An 18,736-nucleotide genomic window follows, 5' to 3' on the forward strand; every position below is an offset into this window, starting at 1 on the left:
TGTGGTCAGGCGGTCTCGGTGCGCCAACACCTTGGCCGCCGCTTTACCTGATACCGTCAGGCTGCGGTAATCACCTTCAGTCCGGTTGCCTGTTCTGGCTCAAACCGAATTCCAGCTTGTTCGAGCATCCACGCCTCAATGCGGGCGTGCCACATACGCAAAAGGTCGAGCGGCCGGCGACGGTAGTGCTTCTCGGCCAGCGCACTGGGCTTGTGTCCCTGAATTTGTGCCACGATGCCGGTCGGCACTTCCAGCCACTCGGCCAGCGTACCGAACGAACGTCGCAGCCCTTGGAGCGTCAAATGCGGCAAGCCGGCCTCCTGAATGGCTGCCTGGTGGGCGTAGCGTGGTTCCTCGATATGCCCGCTCTCCGACGCATCGCTTGGAAAGACCCACGATGACGGTTTCCAGGGTGTGCCCGCCGCCTCCATCGCCTTTAGTTGCGTGACATTCGGTGGCGTGTCGTTGATGCGCTTCAATTCAAGCAGCAGCGAGCGGAAATACGGCGTCAGCGGAATGACTCGGGTACCCTCAACCTTGTCGCCCAGCTTCATCTTGTTCCACCGCAAATCGACCTCGTCCCAACGCAGTTCGGCCAGTTCTTCGCGGCGGGGGCCGTTGAGCAGCAGACCTTGGAGGTATGCGGACAGGACGGGATTGGGTAGCGCGCGTACGGCCTGAAACCACGCCGCCAGCTGTTCCCGCTCGAGGCTATCGCCTTCTCGCGTCTTCGTGCTCGGCAGCAGGGCCGTGACCTTCGGCGATGAGTAGCAGTCGCCAGGAACAATCCCGGTGTACCGGTCCTGGCCGTCACACCACCGTGCGAAAGCCTTGAGCACCCGGTAAGCATAGGCTGCGCTGGTCGGCCGTTCGGCGACTTCATCTTCCAACAATGCCGCAATTCGGACGCTGGTCAGCTCCGGCAGCTTCAACGGCATGAGCGGATAGAGCGGGCCTTGCGATGTCGAGCCTTGGCCGCGCTTCTTCGGCGCGCCGCCCGGTGCGGCCAGCTTTCGATGGTCCTCGATGTACTGAGCGCTCCGCGGCCGCTTGGTTTTCGGAGACACCTTTGTCCGAAGCTCGGTGAGATAAGCGTCCCATGCGTCCGCGAAGGTCACGTCCTGGCGCTCGACCTCGGCTTTCCGCGCAGCCATGGCGGCGCGCTTCTCCGCTGCATGTTCCCGTGGGTCGACGCCGTCATCAACTAGGCGCTGCAGGCGGCGCGCTTCTTCCTGTGCCTGGTCTATGTCCCAGCTGCGCGGGTCGCCTATCGTGATGCGGATGGTGTCACCGTGAAGCTTCGCCTGAAAGATGTATGCCTTGGCTCCGTTCTTCGTAACACGCAGCCCGAGCCCGGGGGCTTTGCTATCCCAGATAAATGCCTGCGACTTACCTTCCGGACACTTGTGCCCGTCTACGCGCGCCGCCGTGAAATTGACCTTGGCCACCGTTGCCACCCTCGGGAAGCGTTACATGACCAGCCATGTAACCGCCGTGTAACCCGATTGTGTAACCTTCGAGCAATTCCTGTCAACGCCGATAAACGAGAAATTTCCTTGGATGCCTTTAAAAATGGAGGTTTAAGCCAATTCCGGAAACTTCGGTCAACGCCGAGAAATTCCGACTTTCGATGATTTGTAATCATCAGGTGGCGGGTTCGAGTCCTGCAGCCGGCACCAAATCCGAAAAGGGGTTACGCGATGTTTGCGTAACCCCTTTTTTTCGTTTCGGCTCTCGCTTTGCGAGACGTTGAATTCGCGACGGGCTGGAGGCAAAGCTGCTTGGTGTGCGGTAAGCGCTCAAGCAGCGCGCGGCGAGAGCCGGAATCGACGCACAGCTCGTCGGGATAAACATCCGTCACATCTGCCTGAACAACCCCGCATACGCGCGACTGACCGGCAATACTCCCGCTGCCCGCGCACGCGAATCCGCAGCCTTCCCGGCAAGTCGCGTTCGACGCGGTCGATCGCTGCATATGCAACGATCACCCGCGATGCACCTGCGCGAATCGTTCCGAATCGAGCCGCGGCATCAGTTCCTTCAACGGCGTGCGAATCACAAGCCGCTGGTCGGCCGTCACCACTTCGGTGTCTTTGTCCGCCGCCTGAAAATACAGCACGTCGTCGACTGCAACGAATCGCGTTGCATCCTTCACGCCCACCGTCGTGGGCCGCGACGCCCGGCTTCGTGATGCTGGCGTTCGCGGTACGAGGCGTGTTCGTCGGGATGCCGCTCGGGCGTGCGGTCAGCATGGTCGTGCGCAGCATGCGCGAGGCCGGTGTAATGCATCGAAACGGCATTGCTCATCCGGTCGATTCTCGATGAGTCGATGAGGCCGAAAATGGTCGCCGAGGGCCGCAACGACGACGGCGCTGACGAACCCGAAACCCGGGCAGAATCGAACGAAAACGGGCATGCGGCGCGCGCCGTTGCGCCCCTGTTTTCCTGTCACGCCCGCGTCACGGTGCGCCCCTAAGGTTGCACGTTCCCGTCGCGGCGGCAGCGCCGCGAACGGGCATGCGCAACCCGCCCACGACGCCGTGCCCGCGTCGCCCAAGCGGCCAACCGGGATCTCGCTCCCGGCGGCGCATCGACCCTATACCGCACCATTCCATTCGAAAACACGATCGACGTCGGTTCGAATTGAATCGCACACCCGATCAGGAGACAGGGACCATGTTGAGTCCGCATGAATTTTCGATGCTGCTGCGCATTGCGCGCTCGCCGGACGGCGTCGACCCGACGAACCCGGCCTTCGCCGTGCTCGTCGAAAAGCGGCTGGTCGACGATACGCAGGTGCGTGTGAATGCCGTCGCCGTGCGTCCGGCGCTGACGCCGATCGGACAACGGTTGCTTGCCCGCTTCGACGAAGCGGCTTGAGGGAAGGAAACGGAACCGCGGACGAGCGTCACGCCTTCCCCGCAGCGAAGGACGTGACGCCTTGAAAGCGCGGAAACCCGCTTACTGCGCGACCGGCACGGTCACGTCGCTGCCGAACCAGTGCATCGAGATCTTCTTCAACGTGCCGTCCTTGCGCAGCGAATCCAGTGCATCGTTGATCGCCTTCTCGAACTTCGGATTGCCCTTGCGGAACGGAATCGCCATCTCCTGCTTGCCGCCGTTCAGCACCGCGCCCGCGCGCAGCGGCAGGTTCGACGTCTTGATCATGTACGGCAGCATCAGGCGGTCGTCGAGCGTCGCTTCGATCCGGCCGGCGGCGAGGTCGCGCAGCTTTTCCGGCGCGCCCGGATACGTCTGCACCTCGATGCCCGGCACGCTGCGCGCCATCTGGTCGTAGTTGGTACCGAGCGTCACGCCGAGCTTCTTGCCCTTGAAATCGTCGAGCGACTTGAAGCTGCGCGTGTCGTCCTTGCGCTGGATCAACTGCGCGGCCGAGTACGTGTACGGCTCGCTGAAGTCGAGCGCTTCCTTGCGCTGCGGCGTGATCGTGACCTGATTCACGATCACGTCGAACTTGCCGGCCTGCAGCCCGGCGATGATGCCGCTCCATTCGGTCGGGACGAACTGCGTCTTCACGCCGAGCTTGCCGGCGACCGCATTCGCGACGTCGACGTCGAAGCCCTCGAGTTGCCCCGACGTGCCGCGCGAGTTGAACGGCGGATACGTGCCTTCGAGGCCGACCCGCAGCACGCCGGCTTTCTTCACCGAGTCGAGCAGGTCTTCCGCGTGTGCGGCGATGGCCGTGAAACCGAGAGCCGACGCGAGCAGCAGGCCCGACAACAGGAACTTCGAACGTTTCATCGCAGATCTCCAGGGTTCAGTGTGGTAATCGAGCGCCGGGCATCGATCGCGCCCGGGCTGGGCCGGAATACGGGCACGTAGACACTACTCGCAACCGGCGCGCACCGGAAGTCGAAGTGGCCCTGATTGCAATCGATTTCAGCAGGCGGTGGGGTGGGTGGCGCAGCGTGACGACGCGGCCGGCGTGGTCCGGATTTTTGTTCCGGCAGGCCGACTGCCTTGTTGTGAACAGGCTTGGGAATACTCCTTTAAATCAGGTCATTTTCCAATTGATTCAGTAATTTGTCTGTAAAATCGCGCAAACGAAATCGAATATCGCGCCGTCCGAGGGTGCGTCAGAAGAAGAAAAGGTCGTTGCCATGAACATGCAGAACACTGTTGCCGCATTGCGCGGCGGGTTGCTTCAGCAGGACCGGCTGCTGAAGCTCGATACCCCGTTGGGCGCCAATGTCCTGACCGTGCAGCGAGCGGTCGGGCGATCGCGCATCGGGCGCGCGTACGAATTCACGCTCGACGTGCTGTCGGCCGATAGCGACCTGGAACTTAAAAAACTGATCGCGCAACCCGTCACGTTGTGGATTCAGCAAGGCGATCGCAGCTACCGTCCGATCAACGGATATGTGCACACCGCGCGCCGCCTCGGCGCCGACGGCGGGCTCACGACGTATCAGCTCACGTTCGCCGATTTCACCCATTTCCTGAAGTTTCGTCGCGACCAGCGGCTCTGGAACGACACCACCGTCGACCAGATCATCAGCGACGTGCTGAACCGGCATCCGCAGGCGCAGGGGCACTTTCGTTTCGCGCTGTCGCAGCCGCTGCCGAGCCGTTCGTACACGCGCCAGCACGACACCGACTGGCATTTCGTGCACCGGCTGATGGAGAGCGAAGGGCTCTACTGCACGTGGCAGCAGGCCGACGACGGCAAGTCGCATACGCTTGTGATCACCGACAACCTGCAGGCGTTCGCGCCGCTGTCGCTGGAAACCGTGCGCTTCTACCGTGGCGGCGCGGCGAGCGAAGCCGACGCGTTCACGCAATGGTCGGGATCGCGTACGTTGCAAAGCGTGACGCGAACGACGCGCACGTTCGACTACAAGAATCCGGCGCAGCCGTCGAACCCGAAGGGCACGACGCTACCGACGATGGGCGGTCAGGGCGAATTGCCGGATCAGCTCGAAGTCTACGAGTACACCGGCGCGTACACGTATCTGGACCAGACGCGCGGCGACCATCTCACGAAAATCCGGATGGAGGAGTGGGAGTCGCAGGCGAAGCGCTTCCACGGCGCGGGCGGCGTGCGCGCGATCGATGCCGGCCGGCGCTTCACGCTCGCGGATCATCCCGAGCACGATCGCGATCCGGCCGACCAGCGCGAATTCGCCGCGATCGATGTCGCATGGTGGATCGAGAACAACCTGCCCGTTGCGAGCAGCAGCGCGGATTTTCCGTACAGCCTGCGCGAAGCGTTGACGCAGACGCAGGAAGGCTACGGCGCCGACCCAGCGTTTCGCGTGCCGCATGACGACGGTTCGGTCGGCTTCTACCTCGTCGAGGTCGAGGCGCAGCGCGTGAACGTGCCGTATCGCAGCCCGTTCGAGCATCACAAGCCGAAGATGCATCTCGAGACGGCGATCGTCGTCGGGCCGCAAGGCGAGGAAGTCTATACCGACGAGTTGAACCGGATCCGTGTGCAGTTCGTATGGGATCGGCTGAACCCGGGCAACGAGAACGCATCGTGCTGGGTGCGGGTCGTGCAGTCGGATACCGGGGGCGGCTACGGCGGCGTGCACGTGCCGCGCATCGGCGAGGAAGTGCTGATCGATTACGTCGGCGGCGATTGCGACCGGCCGCTGGCGGTCGGGCGCGTGTACAACGGCGCGAACCAGCCGCAGTGGCATAGCGACGGGATTCTCTCCGGGTATCGGTCGAAAGAGTATTCGGGCAGCGGCTACAACCATCTCGTGATGGACGACGCGACCGGGCAGAACCGCGTGCAGCTGATGAGCAGCAGTGCGAACAGCCTGCTGCATCTCGGCTACATCATCGATCAGAACGGCAATTCGCGCGGGTCGTATCTGGGCAGCGGGTTCGATCTGCGCTCGGATGCGTATGGCGCGGTGCGGGCGAGCCAGGGCTTGTACGTGACGACGCATCCCAAGGCGGCGAACAGCCAGCCGCTCGACGTGAAGGAGGCGCAGCAGCAGCTCGTGACCGGCGAGAGCCTGGTCGAAGCGATGTCGGGCGTGAGCGAACAGCATCAGGCGGAAAGTCTCAAGGAAGCACACGACACGATGCGCGCGTTCACCGACGCGACGCAGGACAGTGCGTCGGGCAACGCGTCCGGCGGCGGACGCACGGCAGGCGGCGGCACGGGCAGTGCGAACGCGTTCAAGGAACCGGTGATGCTGTTCGGCAGCCCGTCCGGGGTCGGGATGTCGACGCAGCAGTCGCTGCACATGGTCGCGAACGATCACGTGAACGTCGCGAGCGGGCAGAGCGTGCATGTCGCGACGGGTAAATCGCTGATCGGCAGCATCGGGCAGAAGCTGAGCCTGTTCGTGCAGAACGCGGGGATGAAGTTGTTCGCGGGCAAGGGCAAGGTCGAGATCCAGGCGCAGTCGGACAACGTCGAGGTGACCGCGCAGAAGGCGGTGAAGGTCGTGTCGGCCACCGACCGGATCGAGATCGCGGCCGATCAGGGGATTCTGCTGACGAGCGGCGGCGGGTATATCCGCATCCAGGGCGGGAACATCGAGATTCATACGCCGGGTGCGGTGGATGTGAAGGGTGCGTCGCATACGTTCGCCGGGCCGGCGAGCATGGGATATCCGTTGCCGAGCCCGCGGCCGGATCAGCCGGGGCAACTGGAGTTGTTTCACAAGTACGTGAATGGCGAGGCGGTGAAGGGCGGGCTGTTCACGGTGAGAGACGTGAACGGCGCCGTGCTGAAGAAAGGTGCGCTCGATAACAGCGGGTATACGGCGGTGAGTGGTTTGCCGCCGGGCGCGGTGCGTGTCGAGTTCGGGAAGGATCCGCGCGAGTCGGATCAGCCGGCGAATTACTTTAAGCAGGCCCAGTGGCCGGTCGAGCCTGTTGAGCCGTCGCCGCAGGCAGCGCAGGCCGCGGCGACGGAGCAGCTCGCGAGCCAGTTGAAGGGGATGGCGCCGGCGGCGACGACGGCTGCGATGGGGCTCGTGAGCGGAGGTGGGGCCGGTGCCGCGTTGGGCGGACTGGCGAGCTCCGCGTTGCCGGCCGCGGCAAGTGTGCTGGGTGGGGCAGGCGCAGCGTCTGCGCTGCAGACGGCCTCGAGCCTGAGCAGTGCCGCGAAGCAGGTGGCCGGGATGGTGCAGGCAGCGCGGCAAGGCGGGCTCGCGGCGCTGGCCGCGCCGGTTGCGAATGCGGCATCCGGCGCGCTGCAGGGTGCATTGCCGGGCGTTGCCGGGATAGCCGGCAAGGGGGCTGCGACGGTGGCGTCGGCTGCCGGTGCGACGGGCATGAAGCTGCCGACGAGCGGGTTCGGCGGACCGCTGAAATCCTGAGAGGGCGGCATATCAGCCGTCTAGAACAACAACAGATCGAGATTTGAACGAAGAACGACATGGCACAACAACTTCCACCGGGCGCCGAGAACGAACAGGCCGTTTCCTGGCTCAGCGATATTTCGCCGAAGGATGTGGCGGCGGGAGGCGACCGTTTCAATAAGTGGTTGCTCAAGATCAGCGGCAATCACATTTCGTTCGAGGATCTCAAAACCTTCGCAAGCGCGGTGCCGATCATCGGCAACCTGATGGCGTTTTACGATGCGGTGTGCGACATCGTGATGATCGTCGAGAAGCGCCACGCCAATCTGCTCGATTACCTCGGGCTCGCGATCAACCTGATCGGGGTCATTCCGGTTCCGCCGCCGCTGGCATCGTTCCGGCTGTCGGCACGCCCGCTGCTGGCGCTCGTGCGCAATCAGTTGCTGGTGTCTCGCGGCAATCTCGGCGCGGCGGTCATTGCGGTGCTTGTCACGCATGTCAACGCCGCGGCCGCGACCGAAATCGAAAACTTCCTGAAGACCCTGCAGGATGTTCTCGCCGAACTGCTGAACGACTGCGCGCATAAGGCGCAGGAATTGATGGTCGGTATTGCTACCGGACTCGAACTCGCACTCAAAGGGCAAATTTTCGACAGCAGCGCCAACGTTCGACGTACTGCGCAGATCGCTCAGAAGATGGACAAGCGGTCCTGGTACAACCCGATGCTGGTGGTCGATGCGTTCGAGTACGGCTACGAAGGTTCGATTGCGTTGGGGAAGGAAGCCGGAAACGCGACGATCGGGACTGCGGCGAAGCTCGCTCCGGATTCGTGGCTGCAACCGTTCCGGGATATCGTCGCGTTCCTGAAGACCGAGGCGCCGAAAGTCGCGAACGCGATTCGTGATCTGAACGGCAGCGAAGAAGGCAAGATGCTGTGGCTGATCGCGCAAGTGATCGAGGCCGTGGCGAGGGTGCGTGCGCGCGGGAAGCTTCATGAAAAGACCGCCGAGGTGCCGCCTGGCGGGAAGGGGCGGGCGCAGCATGAGCGTCCTCAGGAGCCGGCGGGTGCGACCGGGGAGCAGGCGCATGCGGGAGGTGCCGGCCAGAGTCCGTGCAAGGGTTGCCAGATCGGTGCGTCGACTGGGTCGATCGATTTTGCTTTCGGTGACGAGACCTTCACGCATACGGACTTCGAACTGCCCGGCGCGTTACCGCTTGTCTGGGCGCGTACGTATCGGTCACGGCTGTCTGCATACGACCACGGCGAACTCGGCGCGCGATGGCTCACGCCGTACACGACGCGCATCGACGTCGAAGGCGACACCTGGTTCTACCGTGACGCCAGCGGGCGCAGCATCGAATATCGCGCCGTCGCGGTTGGAGGCGTGCATGATGATCTTTCTGAAAACCTGACGCTGTCGCGGCTCGACGATACGTGGGCCACGATTGCATACGGCCATGACGAGCTGCACGTGTACGAGCGGCGCGGCCATGCGTTCCGGTTGGCGATGCAGAAGGATCGCGCAGGTAACACCATCACGCTCGACTATGATGCGCTCGACCGCGTGGCACGCTTGATCGACGCAAACGGCAACGTGCTGTCGTTCGAGCACGACAAGGCAGGGCGGATCGTGCTGATCGAGCAGGTGCTCGAGGACGGCAAGCGCAGGACGCTGGCGAGTTACGCCTATGACGAAGCGGGCGATCTCGTCCGGGCGGCCGATCGGCACGGCAACACGTGGAACTATCAGTACGACCGCCATCTCGTGACGCGCTATACCGATCGTACTGGCCGCGGGATGACGCTTGAGTGGGACGGCGCGGATGCTGACGACAACGCGAACGCGAAATGCGTGCGCGAGTATGCGGACGACGGCAGCCTCGATATCCGCCTGGCGTGGCATCCGAACATTCGACTGACCTACGTGACCGATGCACTCGGTCAGATGACGCGCTATTACTTCAACATCAAGGGGTACGTTTATCGAATCGCTTATCCGGACGGAAACGAGGAGTGGTTCCGGCGCGACGAACACAACAATCTGACGCTGCACATTCTGCAGGACGGCAGCATCGAGCAGATGCGTTATGACGCACGCGGCAACCGGACATGGCATGAGCGCGCGGACGGCAGCATCGTCGAGATGGCATACGACCACAAGGATCAGATGATCCGGCTCGTCGATCCGAACGGGCATGTGTGGCAGCGCAAGTACGACGACGCGGGCAACCTCGTGGAGGAAATCGATCCGCTCGAGCACGCGACGAAGTACGAGTACAACGACAAGGGATTGCCGACGCAGATCACCGATGCGAAGGGCGGTTCGAAGGCGCTTGAATACAACGGTGCCGGGCAATTGACGAGCTACACGGACTGTTCCGGCAAGAAGACGGAGTGGCGGTACGACGATATCGGTCGCGTAATCGAGGCGAAGGATGCGTCCGGTGGCGTGGCTGCTTATGGTTATGCCCCGAACGGTCGATTGACGGAGATGCGTTCACCGGCCGGTGTCGAGCAGGTGCAATACGACGCGGAAGGTCGCTTGCTGCGGCATACCGATCAACTCAACCGGTCGACGCGATACGGCTATGACGCGGTCGGCCGCATTGCGAGCCGCGCGGATGCACTCGGACAGACACTTGCGTATCGCTATGACCGTCTCGGTCGCTTGAGTGCGCTGACCGATGCCAACTTTGCGACGTATCAGTTTCACTACGATCCGGCTGGACGGCTGATCGAGGAAATTGGCTTTGACGGCAAGTCGACGCGCTATCAGTACGACAAGGAGAGCGGTAGCCTCGTTTCGGTCGATGAAGCGGGTTGCGTGACGTCGATCGACGTCGATGCGAACGGCCGGCTGATGAAGCGTGTCGCGGGGGAAAGCGAGGAACGGTTTGCCTATGACCCGAGCGGCAGGTTGATCGACGCGGTGAATCGGTACAGCCGCGTGCAGTTCTTCTTCGATCCGGTCGGCAATCTGGTGCGTGAACATCACGCGTACGATCTGTTCGGCGAGCAGCGCAGCTACGTGTGGCATCACGAGTACGACGAGCTCGGCAACCGGCGACGGACCGTGCGCCCGGACGGGCATGCGGTCGACTGGTTGATGTACGGCTCGGGGCATGTGCACGGGATGCTGCTCGATGGCGAGGAGCGCGTGCAGTTCGAGCGTGACGACTTGCATCGCGAGACGGTACGTGTGCTGTCGAGCAAGGTCGGGCAGCGCACGCACTACGATCCGGCCGGGCGTGTGCTGCAGCAGACGATCCAGCGGTCGACGTCACCTGCGCCGCTTGCCGAACGGCGGTATCGCTATGACGCGGCGGGGCAACTCGCGCGGATCGAAGACAGCCGCAAGGACGGGATCGACTATCGATACGATCCGGTCGGGCGGTTGATCGAGGCGGTGAGTCCGGTCGCGAAGGAACGATTTGCGTTTGATCCGGCGAGCAACATCATCGACCCGGTGCGAACGACGGAGACGCCTGCGTCGCGTCCGAGCCCGGTGCGGCCGGAAAGCACGTTGCCGGTCGAGGTGCCGAAGGTACTGGGTAACCTGCTGAAGGCGTATGCGGGGATGCACTTCGAGTACGACGCGCGCGGGAATCTGGTGCGCAAGCGTACGCCGGCGGGTGAGCAGGAATACGAGTGGGACGAGTTCAATCGCTTGATGTCTGCGCGGGTTGCGGAGACGTCGCGGCAGAGTCGGTCACGGTATTTCTATGATGCGTTCGGTCGTCGTATTGCGAAGGAGGTGAACGGCGAGCGGACGGTGTTCGGGTGGGATGGTGATACGCTGGCGTATGAGAGCGATGGAGAGCGCGGCACGCACTATATCTACGAACCGGGAACGTTCGTGCCGCTGGCGCAGTATGTGGCGGGGCCGGTAACGGGTATCGAGACGCCGGAGTGGAAGAGTACGGATCGCTATGTGCCGGAGGAGGATCCACTGCAGAAGGTGCCGGAGCGACGAGGCGATGCGGCGCTGTTCTATTACCACTGTGACCAGATCGGTACGCCGCAACTGCTGACGGATGACGACGGTGACGTCGTGTGGGAAGCGTCGTACAAGGCCTGGGGCGAAGCGCGGGAGGTGATTGCGCGAGTTTCGAAGGCGGCGGGGATCGTGGCGAACAATTCGTTGCGGTTTCAGGGGCAGCAGGTCGATGAGGAGACGGGGTTCGCGTACAACCGGTATCGGTACTACGATCCGAACGTAGGCCGATTTATTAGTAGAGATCCAATTGCGTTGGCTGGTGGGGTGAATGTCTACGCTTATGCACCGTCCCCCATTCAGTGGGTTGATCCGCTGGGTTTGGTCAAGACAACATGCGATTTATATGCGTTTGGTAACGCCAGTGGTCCGCGCGAGCCTCGCATTCGGGGTGTTAATACCAAGCCGGGGCAGAATGCGGATTTAATACCGGACGCAGATGGAATGGTCGGCCCAACCGTTGAGGCAGGTGCCTCGACATTCGGTGACGTTAATAAGGCCCCTATTGGTGGTGCTTATCATAAACTTCCTGCTGGAACTGAGCTGCCGGAAGGGATGGATGTTGTCGCTGATGGCAAGGACGTTGGCGGAACGCACGCGGAAACGCACCATACAGTTTGTCCGAGCAAGCGTATGTCGGGACAGACGTTTATCGAGAAATTCAAAAATTTGCCTTGGATTAAGGCCGGGAAGAAATAATCATGGAAGAGCAAGATGTCGAATCTTGGCGTGAGCTTAAAGTGGCATTTTCGGCTTATATCGGGTTGAGGCGGGAGTTTTTAAAGAAAACGTCGGCGACTAACTTTATCCGAAACGCGTTTTCTGTTCCGGAAGAAAGGGCGATGGCCGTCAGTTTGGTGGAGAGCTATCCAGCGACAGAGAGGGTTATATTCTTTAAGCAATTGATATCATTGGCTGGCTATGTTAATGGGTTTACGGAGGAGTGCAGGCGGCTGATACTGGAGTTGCCGCGTGATTGGGTGATGAGTCGAATTGAGTCTGAAGTGAATCAAATGTTGGTTGATGCGGATTATGAGGAGTATCGCTGTTTGTTGGAACTGTGTTGTGAGTTGAGCAGGAATTTGATGGTTGAATTCGCAGGGCGGGCTCAGGAGAGTGAGGATGAAGATATCAGAGAGGTTGGTGCGGATTTTTTGTCTCGGTAGTTTGGTTTGATTTAAATTTCTATTATGAGAGTGGTTGAATGGTGCTTCGAGATGTAAATGGCGATTAATCTCCTGGAAACGGCATTATGATTGGTGTGCGATCGAGATGATGTGTTTTGGAAAATGCAATTGCATCACTTTCGTTAACAATACATCGGTTCCTTGTTTAAAATAGCACCAGCGCATATAGAGTCACCAGAGTCACCCGTGGCGCCGACATTAAACCCGTATGGAGATCAAAGATCCTGATTTCATCGTTGGTTGCGATATCTTTGATATTGATCGAAAACAATCCAGGCAGGATCGGGCGGTAGAGGCGAACGCCATCAAAAAATGGAAGATGCAATCTGTGATTTCATCAACAGTCGATCAGTATCTAGCTAGGTCTACTGGTGACATCGCCAGCTGTGATCCGAAAACAGCCATGAGGGCACTTCAGGATCTGGGTGTTGCTTGGGATACCGATTTTGGATAGTTCTACCTCAAGTATCAGGGGGAATTTATAAGTCCGCGATCTGTTACTGAGTTGCTTGATATCGAAGACCTGTCTATTCCCGCAATTTCGGGCCAAACGGAGTATGTTAGGGATCGATGCGGTATTTCGGAGCAGTATTTGAATTTAATGTCGGATGAAAGTGAGGGGATGTGCCTGTACGGCAAAAGCGATAGTGCCGTCTGCGATCTCGATATCTAATTTTTAAATGATTTCTAACCGGAAAGATTCTGGTTCACTAGGCTACATTTAATGATTTCTTTGCTTGGTATTTTGAATCGCCGGTATAGAAAAGGGGTGATTATCTCGGCGCTATTTGTGGTTGGGGCTGAAATTATTGCCGCCGGGCCAGTTTTGTCGAGCAAGATAAGGGGGGCGGCAGTCTCGTTTCGCTTGATGAAGCCGGGTGCTTGACATCGATCGATGCGGATGTCCATGTGGTGTTGAGTCACACGGTAATCAACCGATCCCCCGGCCATCTGGATATCAGAGTCACCATATCATTTAGGATCGTTGGGCTAAAGCGAACGAAATTGAAGGGTATCCAAAGACCCGATTGGGCTGCAAGGTGGCTTGAACGTCTGGCAGTACGCGCCCAACCCGGTTGGTTGGATTGATCCGTTGGGGTTGTCGAAGCGGTGTGTGAAGTGCTTGCCAAGCTTCAATGACTATACGTTCCGTGGGTCGAAAAATGAGGAGGAGATGGCTCGTGAGCTTTCCGGGCAGATCAACCAGAATTCAGTGACATTCTCTGCACCGACGACACAGGGTCACATCGATTTGCAAGGGGCATCACATTTCGACAAAGTTACTGGTGTTGATATTCCGATCCACATGTCCAGACTCGGAAAATAAATGTTGGGCCAAACAGTCAGGTGACTGCGTCGAAAAAGACAGGGGTTGCAAGGGCGACGACCAAGCAAGATGTTCGAGTGGCTAGGGAACTGGCAAGGCGAAAAGGGCTGTGCAAATGAGCGATTTAATAGCTGCGCTGCAGCGCTGGTATGCATCTCAATGCAATGACGTTTGGGAGCGCTCTTATGGTGTGGAGATTGTCAATATCGACAACCCAGGCTAGAGGGTCAAGGTAAATGGTGCTTCAGTCAGGAGACCGGCCGATATTAACATTGAGCGTGACGACGAGGATTGGATCAGAATAAGCGCCACCGAAACGGAATTCATCGGATACGGCGGTCCTGGTAATTTGCGGGAAATTCTGAAGCTTGTTATGGATTGGCTTCAGTAACTACAAGGGCCGCAGTTGCGGCCCTTGTAGTTGTCGAGGTGGCGGTGATCCGGGGCGATGGTGATCTGCTTGGTCTTTTTTGCTGCGGATGCGATCGGTGCGGCGGTAATGGTGAGCTTGGCTACAGGATGCCCATTATGAGTAGCTTCAATGTGAATACGTTTTACAAGATCGAGGATGTGATCGACCTTGTAAAAAACAAGAAAGATCGAGACTCGATCTACATGATTTATGTACCGGAAAACACCGACGATTTGCTACCTGGTATGAACGTGTATGTCGGTGATGTACCCGAATTCGATGACGACGATAACGAGGTGCTGCCTCAATCTGTAATCGCGTTGGGGCTTGAGATGGGCTATATGCGCGAGCACTTCCAGGACGTTGTCGATTTAGCATACAAGCAGAAGCCAACCGCTTCATCCGAGGAGATTATTCGATGCCTGAACCACTACGCTGAGTACGATGACTTCTTGGACTTGCATTGACGACTCGAAGGAAAACTATGCTGGGGCCGCGTAAGCGGCCTTTGTTATTTGTGGGTACTTGAAAAGGTTGAGTACGCACGCACTACGATCCGGCAGGACGCGTGCTGCAGCAGACGATCCAGCGGCCGACGTTGCCGACGCCGCTTGCCGAGCGGCGGTATCGCCGCGGGGCAGTTGTCGCGGATCGAGGATAGCCGCAGGTCGGCCGACTATCGATACGATCCGGTCGGGCGGTTGATCGAAGTGGGCTCCCGACTCTTCGCGAACGTCGTGACCTGCACGTTTGAGGAGGGCATACATGTCGTCGATCCCGCGGGCCACAGCCCTCCCTTCAGCTACGCGATCCTGCGTCGCTGCATCGGAGATGGTGAGCAGGACGAGACGTTTGTCCTCGACACCTACTACATGGAGGCGGGTGAAGGGGGCAAATTGCGCGGCGATTGGTGCGTGTCCACAGCCACCACCGAGCCAACCCCGCGCCCCCCGCGCACGAAATTGGCATAATCACGGCTCGCTGACACGAGCGCTGCGACACCGGCACTTTCATGCACCTGCCATATCGCCGCTCCTGCGCATTGATTCCAGTCCAGTTACAGCCGCAATACCCATGTCGATCACCCCTGCGACCACCGCGTCGCTGCAACACATTCTCGAGCACCCCGGCGACTTTTCCGGTTGGCTCTGCCTGCCGCCGATGCCATGGACGCTCGATACAGAGGGCGCATTCATCGAAGACGCCGACGACACCGAAGCCGACACACCGCCCACCACCGCCCCCCAACCCGGCTGGTGCGTCACGCTGAAAAGCGCGACGATCGAAGACATCGTGATCAATGCACATGACCAGGTCGACGAACCGACCGTCGCGCAATTGCTCGACGCATTCGTCTTCTACGTCGACAACGACGAATTCATTCTGCTCTGACGACGCGCGCCACGCGCCACAGTAAAGAAGGACCGCCAGGCGGTCCTTCTTTCACGAAGCATCAGCGCCGGAGCGCAGCCCCGCCCCTCATCAAGGCAACGAAATTGTCAAATTCGCCGACTCCGGCCCGACCTTGATGATCTGCGAGTAAGGCGCCAACGCCTGCAGCGTCTTGTCCTTCAGATACGTGTTGAGCCCGAGATATCCGAGCAGCGCGACGAGCGCGAACACCGCGCCAATCGCCCAAACCGGCACTTCACGCTTCAACCGGTGCGCAATCTGATCCGGCAGCGGCCAATGCGGCGCAAACGGCGCGCGCTTGCCCTTCATATGCGCGATTTCGTCGCCCAGCCGCGCGGTGAGATAAGCCAGCTTCTCCGGCCCTTCGAGCAGATACTTGCCCTGGAACCCCAGCAGCAGGCACATATGAAACACCTCGAGCGACTGCAACCGCGCCGCGCCCTGTGCGCGACATTCCTCGAGATACTGAAAGAACTTCTCCCCGGCGAGCTGCTCGCCGAACAACACGAGCTGCAGCGGCCGGCGTTCCCAGTCGGTGCGGATCTTGAACTGCGACGACAGCACCATTTCATCGACGGCCGCGCAGTACGCGAACTTCGCGCCGTACACGTCCTCGGCGGGAATGTTGAGCTTCTTCGCCCCACGCTCGAAATCCGACAGGAATTCCTGGATCTTCGTGCTGAACTCGCTCGCGCTGTCCGGCTCCCGCCCGTTCTTGAGCAGGAACAGCATGAAGAACCCGTCGTACAACAGATCGAGCAGCGAGCGAGCCTGGAACGCGGCGTCGGTCGATGCCGGGGTGTGCATGGGGGCCGGCGCGTTGTCGCCGAACAGGGAAGGCGCGTAGCTCATGATGTGACCGCGATCAGTTCGAATTTCAGGTCATTGATGCCAGTCGGCGCGTAGATCATCGCGGACTGGGCCTGCAGCATGCGCTCGTATAGCGCGCCGCGCGAATCGAGCGAGAAATAGCACGCGCCCGGCCGTACAGGGATCGCGGGCGGCACCTGCGGCGTGTACGACAGCCGCACGCCCGGCATGGCCGACAGCACGAGCTTGTCGACGTCGTCCGGTGCGCCGACCTTGAAGCGGGCCGGCACGGCATCGACGAGCTCGACGTTCGGCATGTCCGCGGACACCGCCAGATAGAACTCGGTCTTGTCGTCGATCTTGCCCGAATCGAGGCGGCCGAGATGGAACGACGGCCGTACTTCGTCGAGCGTGATCGCGAAGTAGCGCGTCGAGATCACGGTGTCGAGCAGCTCGCGCAGCATCAGGTCGAGACGCGCGAAGCTCGGGCCCGGATCGTCGTGCCGGTAGACGGGCAGATCCGCGAGCGTGTAGCCCTTCGAGAAGGTCATCAACTGGCCCGCGAGGCGCAGCAGTTCCTGGAACAGCCGCTCGGGATGCAGCGCGGCGTGCTGATGCAGGTGCGCGAGCGTCGCGAACGCGGCGTTCGCGGTGTGCAGCAACCAGAACGACGCGATGTCGCCAGAGCGGAACTCGATGATGTTCTTCGACGGCTCGCGATGAAAACCGTACAACGCATTGACCTTCGCCTGCAGCGCATCGACCAGCTGGCGCAGCCGCTGGTGCAGGATCGGCGATGCCTCGATCGCGAGGCACGGCGGCACGAAGCTGTCGTCGATCTCGAAGCCGGACGTCGCGGTGCGGCGCACGCGCACGAGCGGCACCGACAACAGCTGGTCGCGCGGCTCGCTATGCGCGATCAGCTTGACCTGCGTCTTCAGGAACGTGATGTCGGCTTCGGCGGCGTCGGTGAAGTTGTCGGCGACGCTCGTCTGCTCGCTGACGAAGCGTGTCATGAAGCCGGCGGCCGGATCGTCGCTGTAGTTGGTGCCGTTCTCGCGCAGCGGATGCAGCGCGAGATAGAACACGAAGTCGTTGATGCCGTCGGGCAGCGTGTCCAGCGCGATCGGCGGCGGCAGGTCGTCGGCCTGCGGCGCGGCATACAGCGCGCCGTCCGGGAACACGAGCGCGAGTTCGGCCACGCGCAGCACGTTGCTGCCGAGCGCATCGCGATCGATGCGCACCGAGCGCACGCCCCAGTTGTACGGCTGGATCGCCTGGATGGATTCGAACAGGCGCGCTTCATGGTAGGCGTCCTGTCGCTGAAAGTGTTGAGGCCGGAGGAACAGCCCTTCCCCCCAAAGCACCTTGGCCGAATAACTCATGTCAAATCCGGTTAATGTGGCGTTGCGATGTAATCGATTTGTTCGTGCCCGAATTAATCGCCAATTTGTTAACTCTTGTTAATTGACATTCGTGCGTCATGTTTAACCGCAGGTGACCGACGAAAGCAAATTCAGCGGTTGCGACGGCGCACCTTGTTGCGGTGCGATGACCGAGCCGTCGGTGACCGTCATCGCGCAATTATGCAGGCCGATGATTATGCCGGATTTCTCCGACTTCACCGGGTCGAACGTCAGTTTCCATCGCTGGAGTGCGGGATCGCGGAACAATGCAACGATGCCGAATGCCTGCGCTTCGCGCGACACCTTTTCGGTTGCCGTATAGTGCTGGCCCGGAATCAGCGTGATTTCGCGCACGTTCAGCAGATCGGCGCCCAATGCGGCCTTTTCCTTGGTCGGGTCGGTGAATGCGTCGAACGGCGCCTGCTGGAACGAGGTCGGGTCCTTCAGCGCGTAGAGTCGCACCACCAATGCGAGCGGCTTGTGGTCGTTCGCGGCGTTGAGGTTGGGCGCGGCCGCAAGCGTGAGACCGATGTTGCGCGGGGGTTTCTGTGCGTCGGGCACGTCGGGCTTGCCGATGCCGGCCGCCTGCATGACGGCGCTCGCGGCCGAGCCGAGCAACGGAGCGGCCGCACATCCGGCCAGGAGTGCGCAGGCAATCAGCGGCAGCGCATAGCGAATCATGGACGATCTCATCGTATTTCCGGCGTGCCGCCTTTTGCTCCCTGTCAAAACTGCCGGGTATTTCCGCGTTGTTGCGAATGTCCCGCTTATCTGTCGTTCAACTATTAAGCGCGCATGCGCTACGGCGTGCTTCCGGCAAATTTTTCCGCAACCTGCGTGCGATGCCGTCGAATCAGTAAAACTTGCGCATTCCGGTCGAAACGAAAGCCCGCGAGAGGC

The 18,736-nt window shown here is 60.5% G+C and carries 15 protein-coding genes, 1 tRNA gene and 1 pseudogene; 11 read left to right on the forward strand and 6 right to left on the reverse strand.

Annotation, left to right across the window (positions count from 1 at the left end; translation table 11 throughout):
• Positions 1-56 precede the first annotated feature (56 nt).
• Positions 57-1,448, reverse strand: a complete 1,392-nt coding sequence (locus tag DCN14_RS16370; protein ID WP_096504449.1) for an integrase family protein — start codon at positions 1,446-1,448, stop codon at positions 57-59.
• A 126-nt stretch (positions 1,449-1,574) separates the two neighbouring features.
• On the opposite strand from DCN14_RS16370, the gene DCN14_RS38005 reads away from it, so the two are divergent.
• Positions 1,575-1,679, forward strand: a tRNA-Ser gene (locus DCN14_RS38005).
• A 178-nt stretch (positions 1,680-1,857) separates the two neighbouring features.
• On the opposite strand, the pseudogene DCN14_RS39155 reads toward DCN14_RS38005, so the two are convergent.
• Positions 1,858-2,164, reverse strand: a pseudogene (locus DCN14_RS39155) (LytTR family DNA-binding domain-containing protein); the annotation flags it as partial.
• Positions 2,165-2,676: 512 nt separating this feature from the next.
• Between DCN14_RS39155 and DCN14_RS16380 the strand changes: the two are divergent.
• Positions 2,677-2,880 carry a hypothetical protein gene (locus tag DCN14_RS16380; protein ID WP_096504303.1) on the forward strand — a complete coding sequence of 68 codons (204 nt, stop codon included), beginning with the start codon at positions 2,677-2,679 and terminating at the stop codon, positions 2,878-2,880.
• An 81-nt stretch (positions 2,881-2,961) separates the two neighbouring features.
• On the opposite strand, the gene DCN14_RS16385 is transcribed toward DCN14_RS16380, so the two are convergent.
• On the reverse strand, positions 2,962-3,762 hold the full coding sequence (locus tag DCN14_RS16385; RefSeq protein WP_096504305.1) for a transporter substrate-binding domain-containing protein: 801 nt from the start codon (positions 3,760-3,762) through the stop codon (positions 2,962-2,964).
• A 359-nt stretch (positions 3,763-4,121) separates the two neighbouring features.
• Between DCN14_RS16385 and DCN14_RS16390 the strand changes: the two genes are divergently transcribed.
• The 9 genes from DCN14_RS16390 (at position 4,122) to DCN14_RS16430 (ending at position 15,599) form a co-directional block, all read left to right on the forward strand.
• Positions 4,122-7,304, forward strand: coding sequence for a type VI secretion system Vgr family protein (locus tag DCN14_RS16390; protein WP_096504307.1), 3,183 nt, complete (start codon positions 4,122-4,124; stop codon positions 7,302-7,304).
• Positions 7,305-7,363: 59 nt separating this feature from the next.
• The gene (locus DCN14_RS16395; RefSeq protein WP_240327374.1) at positions 7,364-11,980 is read left to right on the forward strand and encodes an RHS repeat-associated core domain-containing protein; all 4,617 of its coding nucleotides are present in this window, start codon (positions 7,364-7,366) and stop codon (positions 11,978-11,980) included.
• 2 nt (positions 11,981-11,982) lie between these two features.
• Positions 11,983-12,447, forward strand: a complete 465-nt coding sequence (locus tag DCN14_RS16400) for a hypothetical protein (protein ID WP_096504309.1) — start codon at positions 11,983-11,985, stop codon at positions 12,445-12,447.
• Between the two features lie 229 nt (positions 12,448-12,676).
• A complete protein-coding gene (locus tag DCN14_RS38010; RefSeq protein WP_143331672.1) occupies positions 12,677-12,922 on the forward strand; it encodes a hypothetical protein in 246 nt (81 codons plus the stop codon).
• Between the two features lie 270 nt (positions 12,923-13,192).
• Positions 13,193-13,354 (forward strand): hypothetical protein, encoded by a 162-nt coding sequence (locus DCN14_RS38015; RefSeq protein WP_162826219.1) that lies wholly within the window; start codon positions 13,193-13,195, stop codon positions 13,352-13,354.
• A 159-nt stretch (positions 13,355-13,513) separates the two neighbouring features.
• The gene (locus tag DCN14_RS38420; protein WP_205212607.1) at positions 13,514-13,795 is read left to right on the forward strand and encodes a hypothetical protein; all 282 of its coding nucleotides are present in this window, start codon (positions 13,514-13,516) and stop codon (positions 13,793-13,795) included.
• A 378-nt stretch (positions 13,796-14,173) separates the two neighbouring features.
• Entirely contained in the window at positions 14,174-14,674 is a 501-nt protein-coding gene (locus tag DCN14_RS16420; RefSeq protein WP_240327377.1) for a hypothetical protein, read from the forward strand.
• A 144-nt stretch (positions 14,675-14,818) separates the two neighbouring features.
• On the forward strand, positions 14,819-15,178 hold the full coding sequence (locus DCN14_RS38715) for a hypothetical protein (RefSeq protein WP_240327379.1): 360 nt from the start codon (positions 14,819-14,821) through the stop codon (positions 15,176-15,178).
• 103 nt (positions 15,179-15,281) lie between these two features.
• Positions 15,282-15,599: a hypothetical protein gene (locus DCN14_RS16430; RefSeq protein ID WP_096504315.1), complete on the forward strand. Its 318-nt coding sequence runs from the start codon at positions 15,282-15,284 to the stop codon at positions 15,597-15,599.
• Positions 15,600-15,689: 90 nt separating this feature from the next.
• Here the strand turns inward: DCN14_RS16430 and icmH are convergent, their stop codons facing one another.
• The 3 genes from icmH to tssJ form a co-directional block, all read right to left on the reverse strand.
• Positions 15,690-16,472 carry a type IVB secretion system protein IcmH/DotU gene (icmH, locus tag DCN14_RS16435; RefSeq protein ID WP_096504317.1) on the reverse strand — a complete coding sequence of 261 codons (783 nt, stop codon included), beginning with the start codon at positions 16,470-16,472 and terminating at the stop codon, positions 15,690-15,692.
• Positions 16,469-17,815: a type VI secretion system baseplate subunit TssK gene (gene tssK / locus DCN14_RS16440; RefSeq protein ID WP_096504319.1), complete on the reverse strand. Its 1,347-nt coding sequence runs from the start codon at positions 17,813-17,815 to the stop codon at positions 16,469-16,471. The genes icmH and tssK overlap by 4 nt, the downstream gene beginning before the upstream one ends.
• Positions 17,816-17,917: 102 nt before the next feature.
• A complete protein-coding gene (tssJ, locus tag DCN14_RS16445; RefSeq protein WP_096504321.1) occupies positions 17,918-18,529 on the reverse strand; it encodes a type VI secretion system lipoprotein TssJ in 612 nt (203 codons plus the stop codon).
• Positions 18,530-18,736: the final 207 nt, after the last annotated feature.

The sequence above is a fragment of the Burkholderia sp. IDO3 genome (assembly GCF_003366075.1).
GTDB lineage: Bacteria > Pseudomonadota > Gammaproteobacteria > Burkholderiales > Burkholderiaceae > Burkholderia > Burkholderia anthina.